Annotated in this window: 20 protein-coding genes and 4 pseudogenes; 11 read left to right on the forward strand and 13 right to left on the reverse strand. The window is 67.8% G+C overall.

Annotated elements, in window-relative coordinates:
• Positions 1-159 precede the first annotated feature (159 nt).
• From KHP12_RS07240 to KHP12_RS07250, 3 genes are all read right to left on the reverse strand, one after another.
• A complete protein-coding gene (locus tag KHP12_RS07240; protein ID WP_086883983.1) occupies positions 160-801 on the reverse strand; it encodes a Rid family hydrolase in 642 nt (213 codons plus the stop codon).
• Complete coding sequence (locus KHP12_RS07245) at positions 798-2,408, reverse strand: flavin monoamine oxidase family protein (RefSeq protein WP_086883982.1); 1,611 nt, start codon at positions 2,406-2,408, stop codon at positions 798-800. The genes KHP12_RS07240 and KHP12_RS07245 overlap by 4 nt, the downstream gene beginning before the upstream one ends.
• 591 nt (positions 2,409-2,999) lie before the next feature.
• The gene (locus KHP12_RS07250; RefSeq protein WP_086883981.1) at positions 3,000-3,182 is read right to left on the reverse strand and encodes a hypothetical protein; all 183 of its coding nucleotides are present in this window, start codon (positions 3,180-3,182) and stop codon (positions 3,000-3,002) included.
• Positions 3,183-3,859: 677 nt separating this feature from the next.
• On the opposite strand from KHP12_RS07250, the pseudogene KHP12_RS50765 reads away from it, so the two are divergent.
• Positions 3,860-4,513 (forward strand): annotated as a pseudogene (locus KHP12_RS50765) (response regulator transcription factor); the annotation flags it as partial.
• A gap of 333 nt (positions 4,514-4,846) precedes the next feature.
• Here the strand turns inward: KHP12_RS50765 and KHP12_RS07265 are convergent.
• Complete coding sequence (locus KHP12_RS07265; protein WP_211832010.1) at positions 4,847-5,632, reverse strand: inositol monophosphatase family protein; 786 nt, start codon at positions 5,630-5,632, stop codon at positions 4,847-4,849.
• 54 nt (positions 5,633-5,686) lie between these two features.
• Here KHP12_RS07265 and KHP12_RS07270 point away from each other — a divergent pair, with 54 nt between their 5' ends.
• Positions 5,687-6,586, forward strand: coding sequence for a LysR family transcriptional regulator (locus KHP12_RS07270; protein WP_086883978.1), 900 nt, complete (start codon positions 5,687-5,689; stop codon positions 6,584-6,586).
• Here KHP12_RS07270 and KHP12_RS07275 read toward each other — a convergent pair.
• The 4 genes from KHP12_RS07275 to KHP12_RS07290 form a co-directional block, all read right to left on the reverse strand.
• The gene (locus KHP12_RS07275; RefSeq protein ID WP_086883977.1) at positions 6,583-7,194 is read right to left on the reverse strand and encodes an NAD(P)-dependent oxidoreductase; all 612 of its coding nucleotides are present in this window, start codon (positions 7,192-7,194) and stop codon (positions 6,583-6,585) included. The genes KHP12_RS07270 and KHP12_RS07275 overlap by 4 nt on opposite strands.
• Positions 7,195-7,353: 159 nt before the next feature.
• Entirely contained in the window at positions 7,354-7,506 is a 153-nt protein-coding gene (locus tag KHP12_RS07280; RefSeq protein WP_167442648.1) for a hypothetical protein, read from the reverse strand.
• 242 nt (positions 7,507-7,748) lie between these two features.
• On the reverse strand, positions 7,749-8,126 hold the full coding sequence (locus KHP12_RS07285; RefSeq protein ID WP_143678242.1) for a hypothetical protein: 378 nt from the start codon (positions 8,124-8,126) through the stop codon (positions 7,749-7,751).
• Between the two features lie 376 nt (positions 8,127-8,502).
• Positions 8,503-9,228 carry a TetR/AcrR family transcriptional regulator gene (locus KHP12_RS07290; protein WP_086884003.1) on the reverse strand — a complete coding sequence of 242 codons (726 nt, stop codon included), beginning with the start codon at positions 9,226-9,228 and terminating at the stop codon, positions 8,503-8,505.
• 116 nt (positions 9,229-9,344) lie between these two features.
• On the opposite strand from KHP12_RS07290, the gene KHP12_RS07295 reads away from it, so the two are divergent.
• The 3 genes and pseudogenes from KHP12_RS07295 (at position 9,345) to KHP12_RS52300 (ending at position 10,203) form a co-directional block, all read left to right on the forward strand.
• Complete coding sequence (locus KHP12_RS07295) at positions 9,345-9,824, forward strand: SRPBCC family protein (RefSeq protein ID WP_037964215.1); 480 nt, start codon at positions 9,345-9,347, stop codon at positions 9,822-9,824.
• A 30-nt stretch (positions 9,825-9,854) separates the two neighbouring features.
• A pseudogene (locus KHP12_RS50770) lies at positions 9,855-9,989 on the forward strand (IS5/IS1182 family transposase); the annotation flags it as partial.
• 79 nt (positions 9,990-10,068) lie between these two features.
• On the forward strand, positions 10,069-10,203 hold the full coding sequence (locus KHP12_RS52300) for a hypothetical protein (RefSeq protein WP_276328659.1): 135 nt from the start codon (positions 10,069-10,071) through the stop codon (positions 10,201-10,203).
• Between the two features lie 877 nt (positions 10,204-11,080).
• Here KHP12_RS52300 and KHP12_RS07300 read toward each other — a convergent pair.
• A complete protein-coding gene (locus KHP12_RS07300) occupies positions 11,081-12,124 on the reverse strand; it encodes an alpha/beta hydrolase (protein WP_086883975.1) in 1,044 nt (347 codons plus the stop codon).
• A 494-nt stretch (positions 12,125-12,618) separates the two neighbouring features.
• Entirely contained in the window at positions 12,619-13,191 is a 573-nt protein-coding gene (locus tag KHP12_RS07305) for a TetR/AcrR family transcriptional regulator (RefSeq protein WP_086883974.1), read from the reverse strand.
• A gap of 83 nt (positions 13,192-13,274) precedes the next feature.
• Here KHP12_RS07305 and KHP12_RS07310 point away from each other — a divergent pair, with 83 nt between their 5' ends.
• Both KHP12_RS07310 and KHP12_RS07315 read left to right on the forward strand, forming a co-directional pair.
• Positions 13,275-14,228, forward strand: a complete 954-nt coding sequence (locus KHP12_RS07310; protein WP_211832011.1) for an NADP-dependent oxidoreductase — start codon at positions 13,275-13,277, stop codon at positions 14,226-14,228.
• An 805-nt stretch (positions 14,229-15,033) separates the two neighbouring features.
• On the forward strand, positions 15,034-15,285 hold the full coding sequence (locus KHP12_RS07315) for a hypothetical protein (protein WP_086883972.1): 252 nt from the start codon (positions 15,034-15,036) through the stop codon (positions 15,283-15,285).
• A gap of 305 nt (positions 15,286-15,590) precedes the next feature.
• Here KHP12_RS07315 and KHP12_RS07320 read toward each other — a convergent pair whose 3' ends face one another.
• On the reverse strand, positions 15,591-15,941 hold the full coding sequence (locus tag KHP12_RS07320) for a hypothetical protein (protein ID WP_244203109.1): 351 nt from the start codon (positions 15,939-15,941) through the stop codon (positions 15,591-15,593).
• Between the two features lie 978 nt (positions 15,942-16,919).
• Here KHP12_RS07320 and KHP12_RS07325 point away from each other — a divergent pair.
• The 3 genes and pseudogenes from KHP12_RS07325 to KHP12_RS07335 form a co-directional block, all read left to right on the forward strand.
• Positions 16,920-18,221, forward strand: a complete 1,302-nt coding sequence (locus KHP12_RS07325) for a cytochrome P450 (RefSeq protein ID WP_211832007.1) — start codon at positions 16,920-16,922, stop codon at positions 18,219-18,221.
• 119 nt (positions 18,222-18,340) lie between these two features.
• Positions 18,341-18,551 (forward strand): annotated as a pseudogene (locus tag KHP12_RS07330) (leucine zipper domain-containing protein); the annotation flags it as partial.
• Between the two features lie 552 nt (positions 18,552-19,103).
• Positions 19,104-19,476: pseudogene (locus KHP12_RS07335) on the forward strand (ATP-binding protein); the annotation flags it as partial.
• Positions 19,477-19,521: 45 nt separating this feature from the next.
• On the opposite strand, the gene KHP12_RS07340 reads toward KHP12_RS07335, so the two are convergent.
• Positions 19,522-20,106 carry a short chain dehydrogenase gene (locus KHP12_RS07340; protein WP_086881634.1) on the reverse strand — a complete coding sequence of 195 codons (585 nt, stop codon included), beginning with the start codon at positions 20,104-20,106 and terminating at the stop codon, positions 19,522-19,524.
• A 280-nt stretch (positions 20,107-20,386) separates the two neighbouring features.
• Positions 20,387-20,689: a hypothetical protein gene (locus tag KHP12_RS07345; RefSeq protein WP_086881635.1), complete on the reverse strand. Its 303-nt coding sequence runs from the start codon at positions 20,687-20,689 to the stop codon at positions 20,387-20,389.
• A 519-nt stretch (positions 20,690-21,208) separates the two neighbouring features.
• On the opposite strand from KHP12_RS07345, the gene KHP12_RS07350 reads away from it, so the two are divergent.
• Positions 21,209-21,716 (forward strand): hypothetical protein (locus tag KHP12_RS07350; RefSeq protein ID WP_211832013.1); only part of this gene is annotated, 508 nt, incomplete at its 3' end.

Raw genomic sequence — 21,716 nt, forward strand, 5'->3', positions numbered from 1 at the left:
CGATAGCGCCCTCGTCGGTGTTGTCGGCGCCCCCGCGCAGCCGGCAGCGCCCTCGACGACTGACTGGGGGCGCCGCCCGGCTGGGGCAGCGTCGCTTCGGGGCCGGGCCCGGTTACGGGCCCGGCCCCTCGCTGCGGTTGCCCCGCGGGTCTGTGCCCGTCAGCGCGCCTTGTACGCGGCGGTGACCTCGACCTCCACCACCCAGCCCTTGACGGCCAGCGACGCCACCTCCATCGTGGCACGCGCGGGCCGGGCCTTGTTGGCGACCAGCGGTGCCTTGGGGGCGGAGGTGCCCATCGGGACCGGGACGACCTCCTTCGAGGTGAGGTCGATGTTGGCGAAGTACTGGCGGTACGCGCGGTTCCATCCCGCGTAGTCGGCGGTCTCGACGCCGGGCGGTTTCATCAGGTAGCACTTCATGGTGATGACGTCGGCCAGGGTCAGGCCCGCCGCTTCGAGGTTGGTCTTGATGTTGCGCAGGACGACCAGTGCCTGGGCCTCGGTGACCGTGACTCCCGTGGCGCCCTGAGTGAGGGCCGGGTCGGTGTAGAGTTCGGGTGAGCCGGCCGGAGCGGACGGGTTGAGCGCGGTCGGGCCGAGACCGCTGCTCTGGTAGATCGCCACCTCACCGCCGGTCGCCACTCCGGTGGCGATGGCCGGGTTGGACTGGCCTTCGGGCAGGCTGACGCGGACCTCTTTGGGGCCGGGCCACCAGCCTCTGCCCTCAGCGAGCGCGGTGCCGCCGGTGAGGAGCGAGGCAGTCAGAGCCGTACCGATCGCAACCTTCGTGCGTCGCTTCATGCGGCCATCACCCTTTCGTGGATGTCGGTCACGACCTTGCGGGCCGAGGAGAACGCGCCGTGCTGCCAGGCGATGACATGGCTGAGCCAGTCGCCGGCGAAGTAGACGTGCCCGGCGGGCTGGTTGAGCAGCTTGTACTCGGGACCGGTCTGCGAGGGCCAGTCCACCCAGCCGGCCTCGATATGAGGCGTGCGGTGCCAGGCCACGCTGAAGGAGTGATCGAGTTCGGTGCGGTACTTGTCGCCGTGGATCTTCACGCCCCGGCTCACCGCCCGCGCAAGGCGCTGGGCGTGCGGCAGATCGCTGTACGCGACGGCGTTGGCACCGAAGTTGTAGTAGCCGATGAGTGTGCCGCGGCGGCCCTGGTGGCCGTAGGAGGGGTACCAGATGGTGGCCAGGTCGGTGTCGGTCGGCGTGATGCCACCGTAGATGTGCTCGTCCGTCTCCCACCATCGGCTGCGGTACTCGAGCCCGATCTTGCCGACGGGGGTCGGGACGGCGTACTTCAGCGCCGCGGTGATGTCGGTGCCCAGGTTGTGCTTGAGGCGGGCCATGACCATCGGCGGCATGGCCGCGACAACGAAGTCGGCGCGCTGGGTGCGGGTACGGCCGCCGGCGTCCTCGTACGTGACCTCGGCACCGTCCGGCAGGTCCTTGACCTCCAGCGCCTTGGCGCCATAGGTGATGCGGTTCTGGCCGATCGCCTTGGCCAGGGCGTACGGGATCGCGTCCATGCCGCCCACCGGCTGGAACATCAGCATGGCCTGGTCGTAGCCGAGTTCGAAGGCGAAGCGCTGCCCCACGCCGCTGGCGATGACGTCCGACAGTGTCGGCACCGGGCCAAGGACCGTGCCGTCGTCGAAGGCCGCGCCCGGCTCGGCGGAGTAGCCTCGCCGGTCGGTGCCGGTGTAGGCGTAGCCGTCGGCTTTGCCCTTGATGGCGCCGAAGCTCTGCAGGAACGCGATCAGTCGTTCCTTGTCCTGCGCGGTGAGCCGTGCGTCCAGGGCGCCCTGGTCGGTGGCCTTGGCGAGCAACTCGGAGATGTAGCCGTAGACGTCGGCCTTCGCCGTGCGCCAGCGCATGGGCTTTCCCGCGAGGGCGGCACTGCTCTCGTGGTAGATGTACGCGTTGGCGTTCTGGTTGGTGAACACCTGGAGTTCGACGCCGAGTTCGCGGCAGTACTCGAGGGTGACGTGGGACTGCGGCAGCCGGGCCGGGCCCGCGTTCATGTACTGGCCCTTGGTGAACGACGCCGTCTGCGTACGCCCGTCGAGGTCGGTCAGCGCCGTGCCGCCGCGAACCGTCCAGTTGCGGCCCCCGGGGCGGTCCTTCGCCTCCAGGATCTGGCAGTCGTAACCGGCTTTGCCCAGCTCGTACGCCGTCGCCAGGCCGGCTATGCCGCCGCCGAGCACGAGTACCTTCTTGCCGCCGCGTCCGGTGAGCGCGAAGTCGCTTCGCTGGGGCGCCCGATACTCATCCGCCCGCACGTCTGGCACCGGGGCGAGCCCGAGTGCGCCCATCGCCGAGTACAGCACTCCGGCGCCCCCCGCGACGCCGACGGATCTAAGGAAGGCACGGCGGGATCCTGGGGACTGCTCTGCAGCCATCAATTCCTCCTCATCCGCACCCCGGGGCGCGCGCCGGCCGGGGAGCGGTCGTTCGATCAACCCGGTCACGTGGGGGGTGCGAGTTACTGAGGAGACCGGAGGTGCGCCATGAGCCTCCGCCGAGACTGTTACAACGCGATACCACTGACGTAACCGGTTTCGAGCCGTGCGCTGCGAAGGAGGAAGGAGCGGGCGCGATCCCGTCTTGGGTCGGGGGCCAGGGTCTTTGCGTGTCGTTGATTCGTCCGGTTGGTCAGATGATCCCGAGGGCTGTCAGGGGCCGTTGCGGGTCGCGGGCGGTGCAGCGGCAAGCGGCAGCGATGTTGGTGTGGTTGTCCTGACGGAACAAGCTGATAGCGAGGTTGCGCAGGGTGGCCATGACGCGGGCAGGCCGTCGATGCGGATTTTGGAGGCGTCCTCGCTGAAAGTGGTGTCGCGGACGTGGTCGAGCTGGTCACGTAATCCCGCATCCGCCGGCGAAGATCAGCCCGGCCGAACCGGTGGCCGACCCGCAACGGCACCTCGTCCAACTCTCCCGCCCACACATCAGGGCACACAGTGCTCTCGCACGCGCCGCGCGTCGAACAGGTGTCAGCAGTAGGTGCGCAGCGCCCAGCTGCCGCTGGTGGCGCAGAACGCGTCGGGCACGGTGCACGGAGCCGCGGCCGCACGGCTGGTTGAGAAGCTGTCGGTGGCGGCGGCGCCGGTGGTCGTGCCTGTCAGCGCAGCGGCCGAGAGGGCGAGGACGGTGAGGGCGGTGCGTGTCTTGCGCATGTGTGCCTGCTTTCGTGTGGGTCCGGTTGCCGTGGTGGCAGCGTGCTGGAACGGGAGCGGGAGAACCTGGGGCGTATCTTGATTGTTCCGGTGGTCGGCGGTGCGTACCACGATCGGGCACGCTGGGCCTTGTGGCAGCGCTGCGCCTACGTACGCCTGACGCTTGAGGCTTGCGGCCCACCGCGGCGCAGTCCCGCCTGCGGCGATCCCTTGCGGTCCTGACGGACATCGGTGACCCACCCGCGGCCGCTGTCAGCACCAGGCTCGATCACCTCATCTGGCTTCGACGTTGTTCAGCGGCCCCACCAAGACGTCCGAGTTGTGCCCAAAATATGAGGTGACGGCTTGAAACGGCCCCATTCGGGGCCTGGTCTTGACCAGGCGGTGGTCACCAGGAGGAGCCGCTTGAAGCCGTCACGGATCTTCACGAATCGGGGCCAGCGCTAGCCGTCCGGGCGGGGCCGAATGACGACGTCAGAGCCATCCCCCGGGAGTCCGGCTTTCGGGCCCCGTATTTCGACTGTTCTGGAGACGCCTGATGCGTGCATTGCCTCGTCGTGCCGTGGCCGCCGCTCCTGCTTGTTGTTCTCACGTTCTCCCTGGTGGCCTGTGGTGGTGGTTCCGACTCCGGTGGCTCGAAGACCGCAGATCAGCAGCAGTCGGCGCAGGGCGCCGACGGTGCCGCCGGGCTCGCGGGGGCCTCTGGGGAGCCCGATCTGGTGCTGCTCGACCTCGGGCTGCCCGACATGGACGGTCTGGCTGTCTGCCGCCGTCTGCGCGCCCGGTCCGCGATCCCTATCATCATGATCACTGCCCGGGGTGAGGAAGCCGACCGGGTCGTCGGATTGGAGCTCGGGGCGGACGACTGTGTCGCCAAGCCGTTCGGCGTGCGGGAGCTGGTCGCCCGCATCCGGGCCGTGGCCCGTCGCACCGTCGGCCACCTGGCCTGGCGGTGGACGCCCCGGTATCCGCCGAGGTGCCTCCGTCGTCCATGGCCGGAGCCGGTCCGCAGCGGCTGGGGGGCTGGAGATCGACCGGCGCACCCGGGAAGTCCGCCTCGGCGGATGTGAAGTGGCCCTGTCTCCACGGGAGTTCGACCTGCTCGCCCATCTCGCCCAGGATCCCGGCGCGGTGCACTCCCGGCAGCAGATCATGGCCTCGGTATGGGACCCGCACTCGGACCCACCAAGACGCTGGACGCGCACGTCGCCGCCCTGCGCCGCAAACTTGGTGATCCTGCCTGGATCGCCACCGCACGCGGTGTCGGCTTCCGCCTCACCGTTCCCGCCGGGCAGCCCGGCGGCGGCTCGCCTCCCAAGGCCGCGTCATGACCCGCCGCCTGCTGCTGAGCTACCTGGCGCCGGCACTGCTCGTGCTGATGGGTCTGGAGATCCCGCTCGGCTGCTGCTACGCCATGGGGAGGAATCCCCCTTCGCCCAGGGAGCGGAACACGACGCGTCGATGCTGACCGAAGTCGCCGAGGAGAACATCGAGAAGCGCAACCTGGAGACCCTGCCCGAACTGACGCCGGAGTACGCCGACGACACCGGCGCTCGCGTCGTGGTCGTCGGTTCGGCAGTCTCCGTGCCGGACGTGGCACAGCCGCACTTCTCATACCCGCTCCAAGGTGTTCTGGTCCCCGTGCCGGCCGTGCGGGAGCCGGGTCAAGGTCGGGCAGCGAGAATCTTGAGCGCGGCGGCGTGCACGCCAGGTGTGGCGGCGACGTAGCCGGTGCTGGTCAGCTCCCACGGCCTTCCATCGAGGTCGGTGACGATGCCGCCGGCCTCCTGGACCAGCAGCACACCGGCCACGTGGGAGCGCACATTGTCGAACTGCCAGTGCAGGTCCATCCGGCCCGCGGCAACCTGGGCGAGCTGGTGGGTCACCGGAACGGAGATCCGTACGTAGATGGCTTGCTCCATCATCGCGGCGAAGGAGGACCCCATTCGCTCGGCGATGTCGACGCCCTGGCCGGGCTTGGCCTGACCGGTGCCGGCCAACACTCCGTCCAGCGACTTCTTGGTAGAAACCCGCAGGGGCACGCCGTTGAGGAACGTCCCGCCGCCCGCGGTGGCCGTGAACATCTCATCGAGCAGCGGAAAGTAGATCACTGCCAGCACCGGGCGCCCGTCGCGCACGAGGCTGACGCCGATGTTCCAGTCGGTCATGCCGTGCACGGCGTTGATATTGCCGCCGATGGGGTCGATGAGCCACCACTCGCCCGCGGCCAGCGGGCCCGATCCATGCTCGTCGTTCAGCCAGCCTGCGCTCGGCAGGATCTCGGCCAGCGCAGGCCGTAGCGTGTCGACAACGGCTGCTTCGTTGTCGCGGATGGATGCCAGAAGCTCGGTGAGCCCGGCTTGACGCGTCTCGGTGGAGTAGAGCCTCAGCATCCTGGTGCCCGCGTGGCGGGCAGCAGCTGTGGCAGCCGTGGACAGTTGACCCATCATGACGTCTCCGTTAATTTACATGAGCACAATACTCATCTGACATTGTTTACTGGTGTGCAAGTGGATTTGAATCTGCTGACTGTGCTCGACGCTCTGCTCGAGGAAGGCAGCGTGAGGGGTGCGGCCAGGCGGCTGCAGTTGTCGTCGCCCGCGGTCAGCCGCACGCTCGGTCGGCTCCGGAGGGTGACCGGCGACGACCTCCTGGTGCGTACGGGCCATGCGATGACCCCTACGCCGTATGCGGTGTCGATCCGGGAGGACGTCCGTCGGCTGGTAAGACAGGCCGAGGAGGTGCTCTCGCCGAGCCGCGAGCTGGAACTCATGGCGCTGGAGCGCACCTTCACGCTCCAGTGCCATGATGCGCTTGCCGCGTCGCTGGTGCCCGTGTTGGTCAGCAAGGTCCAGGAGCAGGCTCCCGGCGTGCAGTTGCGGGTGCTGGCCGAGACCTCCACCGACACCGACGACCTGCGGCACGGCCGCATCGAGCTAGAACTCGGCGGAGGCCGGCCGAGCCTGCCCGAGTTCCGGTCCGAGACCCTCGGCCACGACCCCCTCGTTGTGGCGATGCGTCCCGACCATCCGTACGCCGACAGCCTCGATCTGCACGCGTACGCCTCGCAGCCACACGTGATCGTCTCCCGGCGCGGCCGCCTGACCGCACCGATCGACGACGTGCTGGCCCAAGAAGGCCTGCACCGTCGGGTCGTCGCGGCCGTGGCGACCCTCCCCGCGGCCCTCCAGATAGCCGGCCGCAGCAACCTGCTGCTCACCACCACGGCGATCCTCGGCCGTCCGCTCATCGAAGCGTTCAGCTTGATCACGAGGCCGATACCGGTCGAGTTCCCGGCGGCGCCGATCAATTGCAGTTGGCACCAGCGCAACGACTCGGACATCGCGCACGCCTGGCTCCGCGATCAGGTAAGGGCGGCTCTCGCGGAGATCGTCACCGCCTAACCGGCCAGCGGCAGGGCCACGGTTCCGGGGAAGTGTGGCTCCTCGGCCTCGTCGAGCATGGCCGCCGCTACGGTGTCACGGGTGACCTTCGCGGTGAGATCGAACGGAGGCGCATCCCGCAGACCGACCGTGCGCCGGGTGGGGCTTTCCGGTCCGTCGGCCAGCACCCCGGCATGAAAGACCGTGCCACCGGCCGTAAGGACCGTGTTGTCGGCCTCGACCTTGTCCGCAAGATGATCGCCCCCCAGCAGCTTCACGATGACGCCGGCCGCCTCCCCTGCCACCTCGGCGGACTTGCCCGTGCCGTACGCACCGAGCCAGATGATGCGCCGTGACCGGGCCGCGACAACTGTCCTGGCGCCAGCCAGGAGAATTCCCGCCTTGTCCGCGCCGAGAGCGGAAAGGACTACGGAATCCGCATCGATCGCCGCAGAAATACTCGCGGGGTCATGCACATCACCCGCCACTTTATACAGAGCGTCGGAATTGGGTACCGGAATTCGCTCGGGGTCGCGCGCAATCGCGGTAACGGTGTGACCACGCTGTAGCGCCCGCCGAGTAAGCGCGATTCCGGTCCTGCCGGAAGCCGCAAGGATCGTGAGATTCATATGGAAAAGCTAGAGAACTCGTCGCTTAACATCAAGTGCAAGCTCGTTAAGGACTAATTTACCCAGGCGCAATCCGCCTCCGCCGCCCGGCTCGGATTGTCGATTACGGACAAGGAAGTGTCCACCGCGACAGCATGGGCGGCTATGGCTGCGAAGACCTCAATGTCGTTCCTCCACCACCACGTCAATGCCCCTGGAGTGCAGCCGCTCTCGGCGACGACCATGGCGCCATGGCTCCTGGCCCAGCAGTGGCAGCAGGACGCGACCCAGGTACGCGCAGCGACGCCACAGCGTGTCGTGGTCCGAGGTCATGATCCATCCTCTCTGTAGTTGGAGGGCCTGCCGCCTGAGCGACCCAGACCCTCCGACTTCCCACTACCCGCGGGCCAGGTACAGGGCGGGGCTGGACGTTGTCTCAGCGGTTGACTTCGAGATTCGTCAGGACGAGTTGTGGCCGGGGGTGAGCTTGTGAGTGCGGCTGGCGTGGTTGATGGGGGTTTCCGGAAAGAGGGTGTGATCGAGCCTCCGCGACGACTACGGCTGCAATCCGATGGTCACGGCCAGCCTGCTGCCCTGAGTACCGATACGGCGACGTCAGTGACAAAGCCTGTGCCGGCATCGACGGTGAAGTCGTCGACTGCGGACCGGCTGAGGGTTCTGTCCAGTTCACCGGACCGGTTCAGGTGCCATCGCAGTGCTTCGAGCTCGCTGTTGTGACGTTGGGCCAGTCGCTGGTGGTTGATCGGCAGCTCAGCCTGGAGTCGGCAGACCGTGGGTTGAGCACCTACGGCATCAGCCAGTAGCTTCCGCTCGTGCTGGTCCTGAACCACACCAGCGAGGACGGGGCGCGTCGCTCCGGCATCGAGATAGTGACCGGTGAAGGTCGCCCACGGCCTCGGCAACGGTTGTCTTGCCCACGCCGACAGTGCCATTGAGGAGGAGGGCGTGAGCGCCCCGAGGGCTGTCAGCGTGCATCTCGGCATCGTACGTCGAACAGCTCGGGTCCGTGCGGGTTCCAGCGCGGCTGCCACCAGTCGGCCGAGTGGATCCCGACGGGCAGCCCGCTCAAACGCTCGGCGAGGCGGGCAATGCTGCCCGGCACCTGGCGCTCGATCGGGCCGGGGGCGATGTAGTCGACCGACAGTCCCGCGAGCTGTGCCGGCTACGAGGCCCTGCCACTGGCGGTACGGCGGGTGACCTGACCGACGTGGTCGGCGTCCCCCACTCTGCACACAGTCACGAGTGGGGCTCCCGATCCGCAAGAGAACGCCGCCTGACCCGCGACGGCTCGGAGCGCACGGTGGTGCCTCACCCGGCCTGCTCGGACCGGTCGGTTTCACCGGCCGTGCCGAGCACATGCAGCCCGGTGTCGATGAGCCGAGCCGCACGCATGACATCTGCGGTGACGGCCTGGTGAAGCCGCTCGGGAGCGACGTCGCGCCCGAGGTGGCGGCGCAGGGCTTGGAACTGGACGGACCACAGGCCAAGGAGGGCGATCGCGGCGATCTGCGGTTCGGGGTCGTCCTGGCTCAGGCCAGCGCGCGAGGCAAGAATCTCGGCGGCCTCGGCGACCAGCCGGTCAGTCATGTCCCGCTGATAGGCCCGCAAAGACGGGGTGGACCTGACCAGCCTCCCGAAGCGCATGAGCACGACCTTCGCCTCGACAGCGTCGGCCTGCGCGGCGAGCCAGGAGGTGATGTCCTTCAGCTCCTGGTCGAGGATCGCCAGCGCCGCCTCGACCGGTGCCAGGCCCGGGTCAGCGAGAGTCTGGCGCAGCGAGTTCATGGTGGCCTCGCCCAAATCCAGGACCAAGGACTCCTTGGTCGGGAAGTAGTTGAACACCGTCTTCTCCGAGACTCCGCACGCCTGCGCGATCTCCGCCACGCGCACAGCCTCGAAGCCGCGCTCCAGGAACATCGCGGTCGCTGTATCAGACAGCTGCTGACGCATCAGCCGCTTCTTGCGCTCCCGAAGGCCTTCGTCCGCGGATTCCTGGCTCCTTGGGCGGAGCGTCGACCAGTCCACAGTGCGCATGCTCATGCCTCAGATAGTAATCCAGCCCCTGGAAAAATACTGCTACAGTAAGTTTTCAGTGACTGTACAGTACGCTACGCGATGGGTTTCCCGTCGCCCACCCGGAAGGGTCCCTCATGAGTGAGATCCACATCGTCCGCGACTACCCCCACCGGCCGGAAATGGTGTGGCGCGCGGTCACCGACCCTCAGCTGGTCCCGCTGTGGACGGCGACCGGCGCCGGCGCCCGCCCTGAGGGCTTCGCGCCCGTCGTTGGCACCAAGTTCGCCTTCGTGGCCAAGCCTCGGCCCGGATGGAGCGGCGTCGTCTCCTGTGAGGTTCTGGAGGTGCGCAAGCCGGAACTATTGCGGTTTTCTTGGCAGGATGAGAGCGGAGGTGCGGTGACCGAGGTCGCCTACCGGATTCAGGCGTGGGGCGAAGGCACGCGCTTCATCTACGACCACACGGGCTTCACCGGTGTCGGCGGCCTGTTCATGTCCAAGTTTCTCGGCAGCGTCCGCACCAAGATGCTCACGAAGGGCCTGCCCGCAGTGCTGGACGACCTCGATGATCAGGGTTCGCTGCGCCCGGACAGTTCTCTGCGCCCACATGAATAGGTCGTCAGGTACGGCGGCGCCGCTGGTGCCGGTGGTACGCCCCTGAGTGCCCGCCGCGACACTGAGCATGGCTCCGGGCTGGGAACCCAACGCTGGGTCGTGGAGCGCGCGTTCGCCCACGTGCACTGGTTTCGACGCCTGCGGGTGGCTCATTGGCGCGTGGCACTGCGCATCAGTTCCTCGAGGTCGCGTTCGCCTGCCGGGGTCTGCGCCCCGTTGCGCAGCCCTCGGCCACGAGACCATCGTGATCAGCGACCACGGCGGTGCTCCTGCGGCGGCCCTGATCCCCGTCGGCGAACTCGCGGAACTGCGGCGCCTGCAGGAGGAAGCCGACATTGCTGAAGCCGACCACCGCAAAGCCGAGGGCGCGGGCCGGTAGTGACGCATGACGCATTCATGGCCGATTTGGAGGCCGGTGACGCGCGGGCAGCCGCTTCGTGACCCATGCGATGGTGCGGCAGCATCAGGCCACTGCGCGCTCGGGTGGCTGCCCCAACTCGACCTGCAGAGCGCCAAGGAATGCGCTGCCGCAGTGCGCTCGACGATGTTTCTCCGCCCACGTAGACCCTCCAGGCGTAGGCCACGACGGGACTTCCCCGCCGGGCCAGCCGGGGCCGACGATCCGCGGCCGATGGGCTGGCCGACGCGTGTCGTTGACGTGATCCAAGGGTCGGGCCAGACGGTCGGGTAGTTGCTGCGGCTGATCTCCGGCCAAGTCAGGCACCAGAAGCACCGAGTTTCAGCAAACGTAGGCGATGAACGAGTCTCGGCGTCCTCGACATGCAGGTGCCAGCTATCGAACAGCCAGAACGACCGGCCGATGAACGTCATCGCCTGCAACTGGTCCACCGCAACTAACCTCGCCCTTTCGGTCGGCGGTGAGGCCATCGCGGACCTGACCGTGCTGCGGGACCAGACAGGGATATTCGGTCCGGTCGCCGGTATGGGGCAGGCAGCGCGAGGAGCGACCCGCGATACACCTATGAGCAGCCCCACCGGAATGCCTGGTGCGGCCACGCTTGGCCCGGGTGCCTTCGTCGTTCTCCGGCAGCAGTTCGTGGCCGAGGGCCCAGCAGACGTCCTTCAAAAACGCCGTCATGAGCAGCCCTCAAGGAGGCGAACAGGCCGTGCCGCAGGTCACGCGAACCTCACGCAGCGGCCACAGTCGGCAGCAGTCCATGGTCAGCACCCTGTCACGCTCGCGCGCAACGCCCTATTCGGGTGGCCTGCGGGGGCAGCCCACATGTGTCGCGGACTCACCCCGCCTCGATCGCCCGCATCAGGAGTGGAAACGCCTTCTCGAGCTCACGCGCCCAGTAGGGCCACGTGTGCGAGCCAGCGCAGGTCTCGAAGGTCACGTCGAGACCAATGCGGGTCGCCCGCTTGACAAACTCCTGGTTTTGCCGCAATTGGACAGCTTCGTATCGGACGGAGATGTCAGAAGGATCGGTTCCGGGCGGATCCAACGGTCCGATCCGCCCGTTACCGCAGGACACGAACAACTTCGTGCCACGCAGGTCCTTTACGAGATCTGCCGGGTTGTGCGCCGCCCAGATGGCGTGCTGTGCCGTTGGATCGCCGAAGAGGCTGAGCGCGTCGTACCCGTTAGGCGCGAGATGTGTCTGCAATAGCCACATCGCGAACGGGTCGGAGGAGACTGGCTCGGCGGTCGGGTGGAGCGTGTCCAGCGTGCCGCTGAAGGACGCTGCGGCACGGAAGAAACCGGGATGGCGAGCCGCGTACGACATCGCGCCGAAGCCCCCCATGGACAGACCCGCGATCGCGCGCCGGTCTGCGGCGTGGAGCCCCCGCGCGAGGATCTGTGAGAGCTCCACCAAGTGGAACGTCTCCCAGCCCGGCTTGCTACCCGCACCGCGGGCCCACCAGTCCGTGTAGAAGCCGAGCGCTCCGCCATCCGGCATGACGACCAGCACGTCGCGCTTGCGGACCAGGCGCGCGACGTCGCTGTGCCGCGCCCAGTCCGTGTAGTCGCCGTAACCGCCATGGAGAAGGTAGAGCACCGGCCATGAGGCGCCGGCCCGCGAGCCGAACCGATTCGGAAGGATGATGCGCACCGACGCGGTGTGGCCGAGCGCAACCGAATCGATCGTGATGTCCACCGTGCGCGGGTCAAGGAAGTTCTGCGCGATCACGCTCGCACCGCTGTCGGCCTGGACTCCGATGAGGTCCGGGTTTCGCTCATCTCCGCCGCTCGCCACAGCGACACCCTGCGACGTCGTCACGGCCACTCCGGCCGTCGAAGCAACCCCGAAGAAACGCCTTCGATTGAGTGTCGTCATTGACCTCTCCTCATGCGAAGCGGATCGCCACCCCGTCGTGCGGCACCGCGGCGACAGGAAGTCGAAGTGAATTCAATTTGCTGCCCCGCTTCGTACATGTCAAGAGTGACCCAAGGCGAGATCGACGAAGCCCTGGCCGCATCGAGGCCGGACAGGAAGGGCACCGGCTGCCGCGGATCCCCCGACGGCCCGGCCCCGGCGAGGCAATCGCATAGCCACGTCTGCACTGCCGCGTGACACCGGCAGGACAAGCGGCCGCCGACACTGACCGGCGCGGGCGATGGGCGGCGCGGAGGCGCCGGCAGGGGCTGGTGCGGCACGGATCGGAGCCGCGACCGCCAACACACAGCCCCGATTGCGAACCGGTATGTCTCGTCTCGATTCATGCGGCCTCGGGACCATGCCGTCCGCACCCGAGTTGGTCCGGCCCGGCCGCAACATCACGAAACCGCACCGAAACACCAGTCGGGCGCTGCCCTCTTCGCGCGGCGGACTCAGTGGACCGTCGGGGCTGGCGGCGCGACCGCCTCGCACAGCTCAGCGGCCGCCTGGGCGACGAGCTCGGAGAGCGTCGCCTCCGGCTCGGCCAGCCAGCGGGACGTGGCGCGCCGGGAAATCGCAATCGCCACGTCGATGATGAAGCGTGCCGCGCCGGGCTCGACGCCCCGGCGCTCGAGCGCCCGCGCCAGCGCGTCGGCGATGTCGGCGAGCTTGATCAGATCGCGCTCGGCCAATGCCGGGTTGGCGGCGATCACTTTGATACGGCGCAGCAGAAACTCACGCGGGCGAAAGATCTCATCTGCGGTCCCCAGCGCGGTCAGCAGCGCCTCGAACGGCGTGAGGCTCGGGTCGGCCGCCTCGACCCGGGCGACGAGGTGGGCCTCGAGCTCTTTGTCGGCGAAGAGCACTTCCCGTTTGTCGGGGAAGTAGCGGTAGAAGGAGCGCTCGGTCAGACCGGCGGTGCGCGCGATCTGTGCGACCGAGGTGCGCTCGAACCCCTGTGTCTCGAACAGGTCGAGCGCCGCGCGCTCGAGCCGGCCCTGTGCGTCGGACTCCCATCGTGGCATGCCGACCAGGATATGACAGCAGACGCTGTCGTCACGGTGCTACCTTCAATGACAACAGATGCTGTCATCGGCAGGAGATCGTCATGAAGGCTCTTCAGTTCGACCGATTCGGATCCCCGGACGTGATCGTGCTCCGCGACGTCCCGAAGCCGGAGCCGGGGCCCGGTCGGATCCGGATCGCTATGCGGGCGTGCGGCCTGACCCCGGCCGACTGGGCGGTGGTCGACGGCCTCTTGGCCGACCAGCTGCCGCGGCTGCCGCGCGGGCTCGGCGTCGAGGTCGCGGGCACCGTCGACGCGCTCGGTGAGGGCGCCATCGGCGTCGAGATCGGCGACCGTGTGTTCGGCCCGGCGACCTTCGACGGCCCGACGGCCGGGGCCGCCGAGTATGCGCTGATGTCGGCCTGGGCGCGCATTCCCGAGGGTGTCACCGTCGAGCAGGCCGCCGCGCTGCCGGTGGCGGCCGAGACGGCGTGGCACGCCCTCGACGACCTCGGCGTCCGGCCGGGCGAGCTGTTGCTCGTCCACGGCGCGGGCACCACCGTGGGTGAGGCGGCGGTGCGCCTCGCGCTGCACCGGGGCGTCCGGGTGGTCGCCACCGCCGGGCCGACCCGGGCCGCCGCCCTGGAAGAGATCGGCGCCCACGTGACCGGCTACGGCGACGGCATGGCCGAACGCGTCGCCGCACTGGCCGGAGGCCGCGTCGACCGCGCCCTGGACACAGCCCCGACCGGCGGCCGGATCGACCGCGCCGACCAGGCCAGCCCGGCCGGCGGCTCGCTGCCGGCCCTGATCGGGCTGACCGGGGACCCCGACCGTGTTCTCACCGTCTCGGACTTCGCCGCCGCGGCCGAGCTGGGCACCCGGATCACCCAAATCGATCTGCGCTACGACCGGATGGATGAGTTCGCCCGGCTGGCCGGCGAAGGCGTCCTGGCCGTATCGGTCGCCCGCACCTACACGCTCGACCAGATCAAGGAGGCCGCCGAGCTCAGCCAGTCCCGCCGATCCGGCGGCAAGCTCATACTCGTCCTGTGATCGCCTTGCCGACCTGGCCGGACGAGAGTGTTCGACAGCGGTCCGAGCAGATAGGCGCGGGCAGTCGCTCACGGTTCCACCCGCCCGAACCCGCCCGCGATCCGGGCCATGGCCTGGTCTGACATGGCCCGCCAACGGACAGGGTTTTACGCCAAAGCCCGCGGCCACCCACGATCTTCAGAAGTCCGCACAACCTCCTATGATCACGCGGTGGCCGTACCCGTTCCCTGAATCCCTACAAGATCGCGAAGTCACACTGGAGTATCAGGGCGTGTCTCTCCGATCGGGTGACTCATGCGCCGACGGCGCCGCCCTTGACCTCGGCCACAGCCCACGCGTGGTCAGCCGCGGCCGAGCAGCGGCTCGGCCGTCGGCAAGGTCGCTGCGAGCGTGAGAGCTCCCAGCGGTGTAGGAGTCCGTCGAGTATCAGCACGATGGTGAAGAGTGGGCACCGCTCGTGCGGGCGCCTCCGGCAGTCCGGGGGCTGCCGCCCGGCCTAGGTCTGCCGCTGGCGAGGCTGCTGCGTACCGACCGGCAATGGGGCGCGGTCAATCTGCTATTGGCCGGGCTGCTCGTCGCCTCGATCGCGGCCTCGATCGTGCTGATATGGATCTAGCCCGCAGAGACGGTCGGAGTCCGGATTCGCCCTCGTCCAATCCCACGTATGTGCCGTTGTGTGCTCACCGGCCGCTTCGATCCGTACGAAGCGTCCTCGGACCTGCCCTGCGTGTCCGGGGCGCCACCATTGATCGGCAGCTGGCGAGCGTACCGAGATGCTCGCCACTGCCTGGGAAATTGCGCCTGCATGGTCAGGCATTCCAGGGGCCCGCCGCTGCGCCTCGGTGACTTCCTGACCGGGCGCCAGGCCAAGGCGGGGCAGTCCCCGGCCCATCCAACGCCCGGCCGGAACACCGGCTTCCTCCTGCGCCTTGCGGAGCCGCATGCGAGCCGGGCGGCGGCCGTCGCCGACGACGACCTGACGCGGGTGATAGCGGTGCATCTGCCCAGCGGTGGTCAGCTCGATATCCATCACGCAGGCCACACCACACGGACCTGACCTGCACGAATGGACCGATCAGCGTTCCCTCCCGCCAGGCGGGAGCAGCGGCCCGATTCTCTTCCCATGTGCCCGCCGGACGGGAAGCTCCTCCGGCCGGACAGCCAGTGTCGTCGCTCTCCGGCGGCACCACCCGTCACCCCACCAAAGACCCCCGCCTGCACCACCCTGAGCACCCACCAACAACTGCCAAAGAGCCACGGACAACTACGAGACATCTCGAGGCGCGAAGGGCGGCCGTGCCTGCTGTCCGGGGGATGGCGAACCCCGGCGCGAGCCGAACGCACCGGGGTTCAACGACAGGCTCAGTACCGCGTGGGGAACAGCTGGAGGCTGGCCCTATTGCCGGAGACCGACTTCACCCAGATCTTCAGGTTGTTGAACTTGACGGTGCCGCCCGGGCTGGTGCTGCCGCTGAGGCTGCCGCCGGCGGCCGACATCTTCACGGACCGGGAGCTTACGCTCGTGATCTTCAACTTCCCGAACCCGAATGTGCGGCTGTCGACCGTGATGGTCTTGGGCGCCGACACGGTGGTCTTGCACCGCCCGTCGTAGCAGGGCCCGTTGGCAGCAGACGCCGCCGGCGTCATCAGGCCGAACGCGAGTGTGCCCCCCATGGCCAGCGTCACGGCGGTCGTCGCGGCCCGTCGGCGCATACCGGTACTCATCTGTTGGACCTCCTGTGTTCAAGGGGGAATCTTGCTCGACTTTCCTATCCCGCCGGGCCCGGGACCCCTCCCGGAGAGACATCCGAGCGCCGACGTGGTCAACGCCGCGCGACGCCTCACACCGGCGCCGTATGCCGTATGCCGTATGCCGTCCAAGAAGTGCAGGTCAAGGTCGCTGAGGACGGGATCGCCTGACGCACGTATCGGTTCCACCGCCGTCTCCCCAAGCAGCCAGGCCTCAGCGGCCACTCACCACGACGCCGAAGAGCACCGGGCCCACTGGGAGCAGTGGCGCGTGGCCGCATGCAGGCGGCGGCGACCGAACACGCCAAGTCGGCCGGACTGAACAGGTTCGGGGTGGAGCAGGCAGTGAGGAAGGCCGCACGGCAGCCAGACGAGGCTGCCGGGGCTCAGCAGCGCAGGGCCGTATCCGGCGAGCAGGCGTCTTCCGTGTCAGGTCTGCGTGTGTTGCTGAAGCGGTGGCTACATACGGGGACGCTTCACTGTTCCCGTAGCTCTGACGGCGGGAGCCGCCCGGCCGAGGACAGGGCAGCTCCCGCTGCGGAAAGTGAGGAGCTTACGCGGCAAATCGGGCTGCGATGGCCTTGGCCTTGGACTCCGCGGCGTCGAGTGCGTGCCGGCGGGAGGCTTCGTAGAGGAGAATCAGCACGAGCGATCGCGAACCGCTCCAATGCGGCCTCCGCTTCCCGCAACTCGGCCTGAGGCGATGGTGGGTGGCAGGACGCGGACGTGGATGAAGTAGACGCGGACGCTGGAGATTTCGGTGTATGGGGGCCATGCGTCGAGGGCGCCGTCGGTGGAGTAGTTCGAGGAGCTTGCCAGTGATGTTGTAGATAGTTGTGGGACGGAGACGTTCTGGCGGTTGGTCCGATCGGGTCCCACGGTTAGCCTGTGCCTCTCGCTGTACCAGCGGCCGCGCTGATCCACCGCTCCAAGGAAGACTTCGTGACCAATCTCCAGGACCCACAGGATATTCCGGACCCTCAGAACGCGCCCGACGACACGGGCTCGGTAGTGCCGCCTCCCACCTGCCCCGCCCACCGCGGCGCCTCACCACTGTACGGACGGCAGTTCCTGCGGAATCCGACCGAGAGCTACCAGCGGATGAGGCACGACCACGGCCAGGTCGCCCCGGTCCTGCTCGAAGCCGACATCCCCGCCTGGCTCGTCCTCGGCTACCGCGAAATGCGCCAGGTCCTCGGCGACACCCAGACCTACGGCCGCGACCCCCGCCGCTGGAACCGCTGGAACGAGGTACCGCCCGACTGGTCCCTCATGCCCTGGGTCGCCTACAGCCCCATGATCCATTTCACCGAAGGAGACGAACACCGGCACCGCTCAGCCGCCGTCAGCGACGCCCTCTCCACCGTCGACCCCTTCGAACTGCGTGCACACTGCGAGCGCTTCGCCGACGGACTGATCGACCAGTTCGCCGGCAGCGGCAAGGCCGACCTGGTCTTCGACTACGTCTACTCAGTACCCGCCCTCGCCATAGGCATGATGTTCGGCCTCCCCCAGGACCAGCTCCAGGACATGGCACACGCCCTCACTGCAAGCCTTGACGCCAGCGGAGACGCCATCCCGGCCCAGCAGCGGGCCGCCGAGATAGTGACACGGCTGGTAACAGCCAAACGTGACACGCCGGGCCCGGACATCACCACCCGGTTCATCCAGACCTCCCCGAACCTCACCGACGAACAGCTGGTCGGAGACATCATGGTCATGATGGTCGCAGGCTTTCCCGCCACCTCCTACTGGATCGGCTCCACCATCCGGCTGATGCTCACCGACACCCGGTTCGCCGTAACCCTCGCAGGCGGCCGAAGGAGTATCGGCGAAGCCATGACCGAGGTGCTCTGGGCGGACTCCCCCGTCCCCAACGCCATCGGACGCTTCGCCATTCGGGACACCATGCTCGCAGGCCAGCGCATCCGCACCGGTGACCTCCTCGTCCTCGGCCTCGCCGCCGCAAACATGGACCCACTGCTGTGGCCCGACACCACCGCGGGCTTCGCCGGGAACAACGCGTATCTCTCCTTCACCGGCGGCGACTACGGATGCCCCGCCGGCGCACCCGAACTCGCCAGAATCATCGCCGAGACAGCGATCGAAGTACTGCTCGACCGAGTTCCAGATCTCACCCTGGCCGTCGAGCCCGAAGAACTCGAGTGGATTGACTCCCTGTGGTGCCGAGCCCCATCCAGCCTCCCCGTCACCTTCACCCCCACACACACCAACCCGGACTAGGTGTGTTGCCCCGGCACGTTGGTGACGGGCGACGCGCCGTGAGGGGTGCTTGAACGGGGCGAGGGCCTCTGGTTTCGGTGTGGATTGCGACATCTGCACCGTCGCGCAGGAGGCCCTCGTTGATCCACGGTAACGCCCCGCTGCCCCCGACTGGCAGGCTGCGTCCGGCCCGGTGCGTCGTGGACGACGGCTGGCCACTGCGCCAAGCCGCTGAACGCTTCCAGGTCAGCCACACCACCGCCGCCCGCTGGGCACACCGCTACTGCCACCGGGGCGGCAGGCATGACCGACCGCTCCAGCCGACCCCAGCACTCACCACGCCGGACACCCGCCTGTGGGGGCGCGCTGGGAACAGGCCGCTGATGCGGCCCGTGACCGTGGGGCGACACAGATCTCGACATCCGTGAGTATCAGCCGCTCGACCTCCACATCCACACCTGGGAAGAGGAGGTCAGCCACGCGCACCGCTTCGTCCACACCCAGGTGATTCCCACTCGCTGAACGACGACAGCCAAGAGCAGTTGCCGCCTGGATCTGGACCACTACCTCGAAGCCCTGGTCCGCAAGCCGGGGGCCTTCCCCGGCGCGACCACTCTGGAACAGGCCCGATCCGCAGGAAAGTTCGCCCCGGCCCACGACGCCTGGTGGACGCGCGGCGGTCAGGGCCCACGGCGACGCCGAGGGCACCCGGGCTCTGATCGAGGTGCTGCTACTGGGCCGGCACATCGCGCGCGAACACCTCGTCGCCGGCTCGCGACCGCCCTGCGGGCCGGGGCACTGACCGCGGACGCGGTCGCCCTGGAGGCCCGCAAAGCCGCCCAGACCGAGGACGAACCGACAGCCGACATGCCGATGCCCCGGGCGGCCACCGGCCCAGCATCGGCCGCCGGATTCCCGATGGAGAAGTCGCTGCGAACCTTCGACTACCTTCGACTTCGATGCCAACCCGAACATCGATCCGGCCACCATCAACACGCTCGCCAGCTGCGAGTGGATCAAGAAGGGACAGCCGCTCTGCCTGATCGGCGACTCGGGCACCGGAAAGTCCCACATGCTCATCGCCCTGGGCACCGAGGCGGCGATGAAGGGCTACCAAGTCCGCTACACCCTCGCCACGAAGCTGGTGAACGAGCTGGTCGAGGCCGCGGACGAGAAGCAGCTGAACAAGACCATCGCCCGCTACGGCCGCGTCGACCTGCTCTGCATCGACGAGCTGGCATACAGGGAGCTGGACCGCCATGGCGCCGAGCTGCTCGATGGCTCGCCGCCCTTCGGGCGGCGAGCCATCCTGCACTGATGACTACGGACGTATGGTTTGACCCTGCGCGGTGCCCTCCACGGCCTCCACATACGCACCGGCTACCTCGGAGACAGGAGTACCGTCAGTCGAGTCCGCCCCCATGCTGTGCAGGGTCTCCTTGATCCACCCCGGGCTGATGAGGTTGATGCGCAGGCTCCGCGGCAACTCGGCAGCCGCATTGCGGACGAACCCCTCCAGGCCGGAGTTGATGAGAGCCCCCAGCGATCCACCGGCCAGCGGAGCAGAGAAGGTGCCTCCGGTCAGCGTGACGGAACCGCCGTCCCGGAGATGACGCACGGCTCGTCGGGCCAGGGCAACCTGTCCCAAGAGCTTGCCTCGCGCTCCTGCAACGATCTCGTCGTCCGCCACTGACGCCAAGTCCACCAGCGGGCCACTGGCGGCACAACACACCACCGCGTCGAGGTCCGGCAACTCGGCGAAGAGCGTATCCAGAGAGGAAGGCTCTTCCAGATCCACCTTCACCGGGCCTCTGCGCGAAGCCTTCACGACCTGATGAGAGGCCTCTAACGCGCTGGCGACAGCTGTGCCGACCGTTCCGGTCGCCCCGATCACAAGTACTTTCATGTCATTTATCTTGCCAGTGAGTGGCACCCCCCGAGTGCCGTATGACAAAACGGACTCTGCCCGACCAAGGGATCAATGCCCCTACACGGGGCCCCTGGTTTCACTGGCGCCATTCCTCGTGAACAACAATGAGCCTCAAGATCGCCCCGAGGATGAACTCGGGCAAGGGCAGCCTCTGCCATTGTCCCCACTCGGAAAGCGACGGAACCTCTCACATGGCGATATCTCATTTGAATGCTTGAACGAGCGTCGAGGCGTATCGGTCAAGTCTCCGCGCCTTTCACGGCTTTCGCTGAGTACCGTTGGACGGAAGGCCGGTGAGGGCGGTTACTTCGTCCTGGCAGAGGATCACAATGGCATTGCAGTCACACTTGCAGTACTCGACCTCGCCGCAGGAGGTCGAGTGCGCGGACAGCAGCCGCCACGTCGATCCGTCGGCGGAGGCCGTGCAGCCCCAGGCGCGCAGTGGGCAACACTCCTCCTGGCGCGCCGGGTCCTCCAGGTCGCCGACGCCGGCGTCCGGGCGGGTGCGGAATTCCGGCTCGTCAGCGGGAGTCGGGCCGGACGGAAGAATGTGCGACACCGGCGTCTTCCCCCTTCGGTGCCGCGTCCGCGGACTGCGGCACAGCGGGTTCGGGCAGCGTACGGAACAACGATCAGCCTCGCAGTGCAGGATCTCGCCCGCCAGATCCCGATCCGGCCACCACAGCGGCTCAGCCCCTTGAGCCGTTACTACCGCGAGGTGTTGGTGCCCTCTGACCTTCATCCCGGTCTGCCGGGTGGCGCGGCGATCAATCGATCGCGGCGGCCAATCTCCTTGGTCACAATGGACCCTATGGACCCGGATGTCACCGAGAGCGTCACCAGGATGGTGATCCGCAGGCGGACCGGTTCGAGCACGAGGCGCACGCTGCGAAGAACGCAGATCTGCCCGCGATGGTGTTCACCGATCCGCTACCGCTGCACCGCGGTGCACAGCGCTATTTCCATGAACGAATCCTGCTGGATTGGTTTCGACCGACGGCTGAATCTCCCCTTGTTGGCGGGGCGCGGCCGAGACCACCGTCAGTTCTGCACACGGAGACTATGAGGGGGTTATATCGTGGAGATGGAGCTGAAACCCGCGGAAGAGATCGTCGGGGTGGATACTCGCTATCTGTGGACGCTGCCGTTACCCGGCGCCGGCAGTCCGGCTGCGGACGCCGGCGTCGGCTCGGTCTGGTACTTCGCACTGCCGCTGACCTCCGCGCACCGCGGCGGGCACTCCGGCGGCGGCGCCCTTATCCCTGGTGTGGACGGCCAGGAGCGCTATCGCAATGAAGGCACGGTCTACCCACACGCGGGGCTTGTCGAGATGATCACGTATCAGCGGCGGTGCTTCCCCGAACTGGCCTGGCGTTACGTGGACATGAGCCATGTGCCGTGGGCCGAGGTACGCGCGGCCATCGAGGCCGACCCGCCCGATGTGGCTGCCTTCTCCGTTTACACCTCCACCGCGCTGTGGGCGTTCATCGTCGCCGCGGAGATCAAACGCGTGAATCCGAAGGCGGTCGTTGTCTTCGGCAACGACCACGCCGGCATCCCACCGCGACCTCACCGGATGTACCGGA

This window comes from Streptomyces asiaticus, assembly GCF_018138715.1.
GTDB lineage: Bacteria > Actinomycetota > Actinomycetes > Streptomycetales > Streptomycetaceae > Streptomyces > Streptomyces asiaticus.